Source organism: Deferrisoma palaeochoriense, from assembly GCF_054656955.1.
Genome location: NZ_BAAHXI010000106.1, coordinates 1 through 6,993, shown reverse-complemented (window position 1 = coordinate 6,993; position 6,993 = coordinate 1). Strand labels below are relative to the sequence as shown.

The window sequence follows — 6,993 nt, the reverse complement described above, 5'->3', positions numbered from 1 at the left end:
GGTATTCCGACGAGGAGATCCGGGGGACCGCGATTCTTCAGGCGTCGCTGCTGGTCATGAAACACATCTTCCACGACGACCTGGGCGAAGCGCTCTCGCGGGCCCTGGGACTCTTGGCGGGTCTCTGCCGGTCCCGGACCGGGCTCGAAGCGGTGGAGGTCATGCTCCGGTACGTGGCCGCGGCCACAGACCGAGTGGGGCCGGAGGAAATCCGAAACGCCCTCACAGCGGCCCTTGGGCCCGAAGGAGTGGAAATCATGCCGACGCTGGCCGAAAAGTGGATCGAAGAAGGGAGAACGAAGGGCCTGCGGGAAGGCCTGCAACAGGGGTTACAGCAGGGGGTAAGCGAAGGCCGGCTGGAAGCCGCCCGAGAAAGCGTGTTGGAAGCCCTGGAAGCCCGGTTTGGCCCCGTGCCGGGGGACATCGTGGACCGGGTGCGCCTGGCCGACGATCCGGCAAAGCTGAAAATCCTGCTCCGCCAGGCGGTCCGGGCCGAGAACCTCGAGGCGTTCCGCGAGGCCCTGCGGATCGTTCTGGGGTGAAAAGGCCCACCGGGGGGACGGGATACCGTGCGGACGTTGGGACGTGCGAACGGGCGGACGGAACGTCCTACCGTCCTAACGTCCTACCGTCCCAACGTCCTCGCGTCCTACCGTCCCAGCCTTCTTTCGCCACAGATCCACACAGATGGACACAGATCCGCGCTTAGGGCCGATCCGAGGCCCACTCGGGTTCGGAGGCGGCCTAACGCCGTAACCGCCGGGCGGGATCTACGGGCGGAACTCCAGCGCGCCGATGTCGGGGGCACCGACCACGACCCGTTCCCCGGCCCGGAGCGGGTGGCGATACTCCAGGAGGGGGCCGACGGCCCGGCTCAATTCCGTGGGGAGCGGCACGGCGGCGTCGATCGCCGGGGAATCGGGTGTCAACCGGTAGTCGAACCCTCTCCTGTCCACAAACCCCACCGCCTTGGCGTAGCGGTTCCTGCCGCTTCCCTCGGCCCCCCCCAACGTTTCGTCGAACCCGCCGAACAGCCCTCGACCATGGTCCACCAGGTTCCCCACGAGCAGAACCGGTCCCTCTGCCGGGGTTCCCTCGCCGGCGAACACATTGTTCACCGCGTACACAGGCGCATCGGAGTGGTTCCGGATGAAGTTTCCCCCCTGGCGGTCGTTCACAAACGTGTTGTGAACAACGAACAAGACGTTCTGTTTCCACCGCAGGCCCTCGGGCGCGTACGTGACGAGCGTATAGTTTTCCGTTGCCGGACCCTGTTGCAGAATGTTGCCGACGACGTAGGCCTCCCCCCCGTTAGACAAATCGACGGTGTAGTTGCTTCGGCCCCGCCCTTCGTCCACGATTCGGTTCCCGGCGATGTATGTTCGCCGGGCACGGCTCTTCACGGCGGATCCAACAAACGTCTCGTGAAAGTAACAGCCGGTGAGAACGAACTCGCCCATGCCCCCCACGTAGATCTGATGGGCCTGCCCCGACGCGTGCCCGTTTCGCGCAAACTCCGAATCCTCGACCCGAAGCCAGCCGTCGGCCACGTTGTTCGTGAGAATTCCCGTTTCGTTGTCGTGGAAAAAACACGAAACCACGTGGAGCCCCCGACCCTCCGCCCGGATGCCGGCTCCGTTCCGGTCCCGGCTCTTGGCGTTGGCGAACTCCACGTTTTCGATCCGTATATTGTCGCCCTGGACGATCCAGATCGCCTTTTGTTGCGGCAGACTCACCCCTTTCGCGTCCAGGCGCACCACCCCCCCCACGCCCCGGATGAGAAGATCGTCGGCACGCCAGATGGCGGTGTCTCCCGGATACTCGCCGCCCAGAATCTCAATTACGTCCCCGTCCCTGGCGGCTTTCGCCGCTTGGCTCGGTCTTTCAAAGGCCTGACCCGGCCCCACCCGCAGGACTCGGCCGTACCCTAGCGAGGATGACCGGGCGTCGGGCAGTTCCCGGTACCGAAACAGGTCCGGGCTCGGCTTCCCAAGCAGTCGCGCCAGGCGCGCCTTCTCGCGCCGCTCCATCTCCTGCTTCACGACCCCCCGCACCCGCCTGGCCACGTCCTCGGCCTTCTGGATCGTACGGCCCGGCCCCAGCACGAACACCGCCACAACCGCCGCCCCCAGGGCGAGATGGAGGAGTAGCGCGAGAATCATGAGGTACCAGTGGAAAACAACGAAGAAGCGCTTTACAAGACGTCCTACCCCCTTCATCCCGTCCTCCGAACGTTCCGGGCGAAACCCGCCACCCGCTTCCAGACGGTTTCGTAGCCCTCGACCATGGCCGCGATGGAGAAGCGCTCCAGGGCCCGGGCGCGGGCGGCGGCGCCTTCGGCGGCGCGGCGTTCCGGGGCGGCCACGTAGGCCTCGAGGGCGCGGGCGAGCGCCGCGGGGTCGCCGGGGGGAACCAGGGTGCCGGTTCGCCCGGGTTCCACGAGTTCGGGGTTTCCGCCCACGGCGGTGGCGAGCACCGGAAGCCCCGTGGCCATGGCCTCGAGGATCGTGTTGGAGATGCCCTCGTTTCGCGAGGGGAGCACGAAAAGGTCCAGGGCCCGGAGGATCTCGGGCACGTCGGCCCGGTCGCCCAGGAACAATACCCCCTCCCCCGCCAGGGCCTCGAGCCGCGCCCGCTCGGGCCCGTCGCCCACCACGAGGAGCCGGGCCTCGGGGGCCGTGTTCCGAAGCTCGGTGAACGCCCGAAAGAGCGTGGGGTGGTCCTTGATCGGGTCGAGCCGGCCCACCACGCCCACCGCGAAAGTCTCGGGCCCCAACCCGAGTTCCGCCCGCACCCCGTCGGCCGGCCCGGGCCGGAAGACCTCGGTGTCCACGCCGTTATAGATCTGGGTCACCGGCTTCGTGATCCCCACGTCGTCCCGGAGCCAGCCCACCATGGCCCGGGACACGCAAGTGTACTCCCGGACCCAGCGCGAAAGCAGGCGGCGGATCCGGAGGCGCTTGGGGTTCTTGCCGTCGGGGTCCTCCATGCCCCAGCCGTGCTCCCCGTGCACCACGGCCCGGATCCCGGCCAGGCGCGCCGCGATCACGCCGTCGAGCCCGGACCAGTTGCGGGTGTGCACGACGTCGGGGGCAAGGTCCTTGAGAACGCGCCGGAGCTTTAGAATGCTACGAAGCGAATTTCCTGGAGGTTTTCGAAGTTCGATGACCGGGGTGCCCTTGGGGAGGAACCGCTCGGACGCCCCGGAGGTCGCAAGGCACACGACCGCGTGCTCCACCCCCGGCGACCCGTGCCGCGCCACGGTGGCAATGCCCTTCTCAAGCCCTCCCGTACCAAAAGAGTAGAGCACATGCGCCACGCGCATGCGCTCGCTGGGACGCGGGGACGCGGGGACGCTAGGAGGCATTTGTCTGCTGGAAAGCTGGGAAGCTGGGAGGCTGGGAAGCCCACTTCGTCTGCGAGGCCCGCCTCGACTGGGAGGCTGGGAAGCCCACTTCGTCTGCGAGGCCCGCCTCGGCTGGGAGGCTGGGAGGCCTGCGCCGGCTGGGGAGCTGGGAAGCTAGGAGGCAATGAGGCCGGGGCGGCTCGTTGCGCTGGAACGCGGCTCTTGTGACCATACCGTATCGCTCTACGTTCATTCCCCTACCCTTTCGCGGTCTCCGGGCCTCCGACGGCGCCGCCGTGCGGACGCTGGGACGCGTGGACGGGCGGACGGACAACCGTGCAGACGCTGGACGTGCGAACGTGCGGACGGACAACCGTGCGGACGCTGGACGTGCGAACGTGCGGACGGAACGTCCTACCGTCCTACCGTCCCAACGTCCCAACGTCCTAACGTCCCATCTTCCTCTCCCACAAATTGAGCATCATGATGATCCACAGCTCCGTGGCGTAGTTTCGCAGACCCCGCTGGTGGTCGGTCCAGAGCTTTTCCAGGCGTTCGGGGCGGAAGTAGCGACGGCTCGCCTCGCCCTCGAGCACCAGGCCCCGGGCGTACTCCCTGAGATCCCCCCGGAGCCACTCCAGGATCGGCACCCCGAACCCCATCTTCTTCCGGTAGAGGATGTCGTCCGGGAGGTAGCGCTTCAGGGCCTTCTTGAAGATGTGCTTTCCGTCGAGCCCCTTGAGCTTCAGGCCCGAGGGGATCCGGGCCACGTACTCCATGAACTTGTGGTCCAGGATCGGGCAGCGCACCTCCAGCGACACGGCCATGCTGGCCCGGTCTACCTTCGTGAGGATGTCCTCGCAGAGGTAGGTGCGGATGTCCAGGTACTGGATCCGGGAGAGGTGGTCCTCGGCCCGGGCCTCGCCGTAGACCCGGTAGAAGAGGTCCCGGGAGTCGTAGCCCCCGAGTTCCCGGAGCACCTCGGGCCGCACCAGGGCCCGCTTGGCGTCCTCGTACAGGGCGCTCACCGAGAAGAAGTACGCGTCCACCGGGTCCCTGGCCACGTTGGAGAGGAACGCCTTGCCCCGGAAGATCTGGGGCAGGTAGTCGGCCTTGGGGTAGAGCTTCCCGATCCCTCCGAACACCGGCCGCCTGAGGGGCGCCGGCACCAGGTTTCGCACCCAGTTCTCCCGGGCGTCCATGTAGTAGCGGCGGTACCCGGCGAAGTTCTCGTCGCCCCCGTCCCCCGAGAGCGACACGGTCACGTTCTCCCGGGCGGTTTTCGACACGTAGTAGGTGGGCACGGCCGACGAGTCGGCAAACGGCTCGTCGTAGTGCCAGGCGAGTTCCTCGATCACCGGGATCGCCTCGGGGGTCACGTGGAACTCGTGGTGGTCGGTGCGGTAGAGTTCGGCCACCCGCCGCGCGTACTCGGCCTCGTTGTAGGCCGCCACGCTAAACGAGATGGAGTTCGTGAGCACGGGCCGGCCGTTGGAGGCCCGGGCCATCAGGGCCACCACGGCCGACGAGTCCACCCCGCCCGACAGAAACGCCCCCAGGGGCACCTCGCTGATCATCCGGAGCCGGGTGGCCTCGTCGAGGATGCCCAGGAACTCCTCGGCCATCCGCTCCTCGGGCAGGTCCCAGGTGGGCGCGAACTCCAGGTCCCAGTACCGGCGCACCTCGAACCCCTCGCGGGTCACGAGGGCGTAGTGGGCGGCCGGCAGCTTCCGGACCGACCGGAAGATCGTCTTGGGCGAGGGCACGTAGAGGAGCGACAGGTAGTCCCACAGGGCCGTGAGATCCACCTCCCGGTCGATGCCGCCGGCCTCGAGCACGGCCTTGATTTCCGAGCCGAACACGAGCCGCTCGTCGTCCAGGGCGTAGTAGAGGGGCTTCTTCCCCACCCGGTCCCGGACGAGCCAGAGCACCTGGCGCCGCTCGTCCCACAGGGCGATGGCGAACATGCCCCGGAACCGCTCCACGGCCCGCTCGCCCCACGCCTCCCAGGCGTGGACGATGGTCTCGGTGTCGGAGTGGGTGCGGAACCGGTGGCCCAGGCCCTCGAGTTCCCGCTGGAGTTCCTGGAAGTTGTAGATCTCGCCGTTGAAGGCCACCCAGACCGTGCCGTCCTCGTTCGACAGGGGCTGCTGGCCGGTGGAGAGGTCGATGATGGAGAGCCGGCGGTGGCCCAGGCCCACGTCGGCCGGTCCGGCGATCTGCCGGACCGCGTGCGGACGGTCGGACGTGCGGACGTGCGGACGGGAAACCGTACGGACGTTAGCCCGTGCGGACGTGCCAACGGGACGTCCCGACGTCCCAACGTCCTCGCGTCCCAACGCGTCAGCGGGCACCTGCCCGTTGACGAAATACCCCTCCTCGTCCGGGCCGCGGTGGACCAGGGTCCGGGTCATGCGCACCAGCACCCCAAGATCGACGGGCGCGCCGTTCCGATGAAAAATTCCGGCTATGCCGCACATGGAAACCCCTATCGGCTAGGAGGCTAGAAAGCTGGGAGGCTGGGAAGCACGCCTCCGCCGGACTTTACCTTCATGCTCTACCCTTTCCCGCTGTCGGGCCTCCGACGGCCTGGCCGACAACCGTGCGGACGGGGTAACGGCCGCTGGTCGTTGGTCGCCGGTCGTCTGTCGTTTGACCGTGTGGACGCTAGGACGTGCGGACGGGACTACTGCGGCGGGTCGTTTCTCGTTTGTCGTTCGTCGAGAGAACTGCCGTCAACTACCGCAAGTCCTTCGTCCCCGGTCGTAAGGGGCGAAGCCCCACGACCAACGACTTACGACCTACGACTTACGACCTCCGGGGGTCCCCGACCTCCGGAAGTCCAACGACCTACGACCGGCGACCCCACGACCTACGACTCACGGCCTTTCCCGTCCCACCGTCCCTCACCCTTCCCGATACACCTCTCGGCGGTGGCCGATCCGCACCACCAACACCACGAGGCGGTCGTCCTCGAGTTTCGCCACGATGCGGTACGGCCCGACCCGGTAACGCCACAGGTCGTGCAACCGGCCTTTCAGCGGTGCGCCGACCGACCGCGGATCGTCCAGGGTCGCCAATCGTTCGAGATACCGCCGGATCCGCCTCCGGGCTTCGGCGTCGAGAGCCCTCACGTCCTTCCGGGCGGACGCCAGATACTCAATCGTCCAGCCCATCCCAGAAGTCCTCGTGCGAGACGATCACGTCCTTTCCCGCCCGCAGGTCTTCCAGGCGCCTCTCCCCCAGGTACACGTCCTCGAGATCGTCGAGATAGCGCTTCAGCGCCTCCCGCACGTAGAACCCCTTGGGCCGAGCCGTGGCCTCAGCCAATCGGTTCAACCGGGCCTGGAGATCGTCGGGGAGCCTCAGCGAGAGCATTCCCATAGCTTTCCTCCCTGTCGTCTTGGGGATATGCAGGGAGAATACATGTATTACAATTATCCGGCAATCGGTCGCGGGCTACCGTGCGGGCGGGCATCCGTACGGACGCTGGGCCGCGCGGACGGACAACCGTGCGGATGTTGGGACGTGCGAACGGGCGGACGGAACGTCCCAACGTCCCAACGTCCCAACGTCCTAGCGTCGTGGCGTCCTAGCGTCCTAGCGTCCCAACGTTCCCCGACCTGCGACCCGCGACCTACGACAAA

Annotated in this window: 6 protein-coding genes; 1 reads left to right on the top strand and 5 read right to left on the bottom strand. The window is 67.2% G+C overall.

Annotated features, from left to right (window positions below):
• On the top strand, positions 1–542 hold a 542-nt coding region (locus ACYQ8L_RS17710; RefSeq protein ID WP_459943149.1), incomplete at its 5' end, for an RpnC/YadD family protein.
• Positions 543–770: 228 nt separating this feature from the next.
• Here the strand turns inward: ACYQ8L_RS17710 and ACYQ8L_RS17705 are convergent.
• The 5 genes from ACYQ8L_RS17705 to relB all read right to left on the bottom strand — a co-directional run bounded on the left by ACYQ8L_RS17705 (position 771) and on the right by relB (position 6,724).
• Positions 771–2,219 carry a right-handed parallel beta-helix repeat-containing protein gene (locus ACYQ8L_RS17705; protein ID WP_459943148.1) on the bottom strand — a complete coding sequence of 483 codons (1,449 nt, stop codon included), beginning with the start codon at positions 2,217–2,219 and terminating at the stop codon, positions 771–773.
• Positions 2,216–3,325: a glycosyltransferase gene (locus ACYQ8L_RS17700; RefSeq protein WP_459943147.1), complete on the bottom strand. Its 1,110-nt coding sequence runs from the start codon at positions 3,323–3,325 to the stop codon at positions 2,216–2,218. The genes ACYQ8L_RS17705 and ACYQ8L_RS17700 overlap by 4 nt, the downstream gene beginning before the upstream one ends.
• Before the next feature lie 467 nt (positions 3,326–3,792).
• A complete protein-coding gene (gene asnB / locus ACYQ8L_RS17695; protein WP_459943146.1) occupies positions 3,793–5,826 on the bottom strand; it encodes an asparagine synthase (glutamine-hydrolyzing) in 2,034 nt (677 codons plus the stop codon).
• Positions 5,827–6,252: 426 nt separating this feature from the next.
• Entirely contained in the window at positions 6,253–6,522 is a 270-nt protein-coding gene (locus tag ACYQ8L_RS17690; RefSeq protein ID WP_459943145.1) for a type II toxin-antitoxin system RelE family toxin, read from the bottom strand.
• The gene (gene relB, locus ACYQ8L_RS17685) at positions 6,506–6,724 is read right to left on the bottom strand and encodes a type II toxin-antitoxin system RelB family antitoxin (protein ID WP_459943144.1); all 219 of its coding nucleotides are present in this window, start codon (positions 6,722–6,724) and stop codon (positions 6,506–6,508) included. Before relB ends, ACYQ8L_RS17690 begins: the two co-directional genes overlap by 17 nt.
• Between the last annotated feature and the right edge of the window lie 269 nt (positions 6,725–6,993).

What these genes read in the sequence shown, in the direction of transcription:
- asnB (WP_459943146.1), bottom strand. Translation starts at nt 5,826, where the DNA reads ATGTGCGGCATAGCCGGAATTTTTCATCGGAACGGCGCGCCCGTCGAT.
- ACYQ8L_RS17700 (WP_459943147.1), bottom strand. Translation starts at nt 3,325, where the DNA reads ATGCGCGTGGCGCATGTGCTCTACTCTTTTGGTACGGGAGGGCTTGAG.
- ACYQ8L_RS17690 (WP_459943145.1), bottom strand. Translation starts at nt 6,522, where the DNA reads ATGGGCTGGACGATTGAGTATCTGGCGTCCGCCCGGAAGGACGTGAGG.
- ACYQ8L_RS17705 (WP_459943148.1), bottom strand. Translation starts at nt 2,219, where the DNA reads ATGAAGGGGGTAGGACGTCTTGTAAAGCGCTTCTTCGTTGTTTTCCAC.
- relB (WP_459943144.1), bottom strand. Translation starts at nt 6,724, where the DNA reads ATGCTCTCGCTGAGGCTCCCCGACGATCTCCAGGCCCGGTTGAACCGA.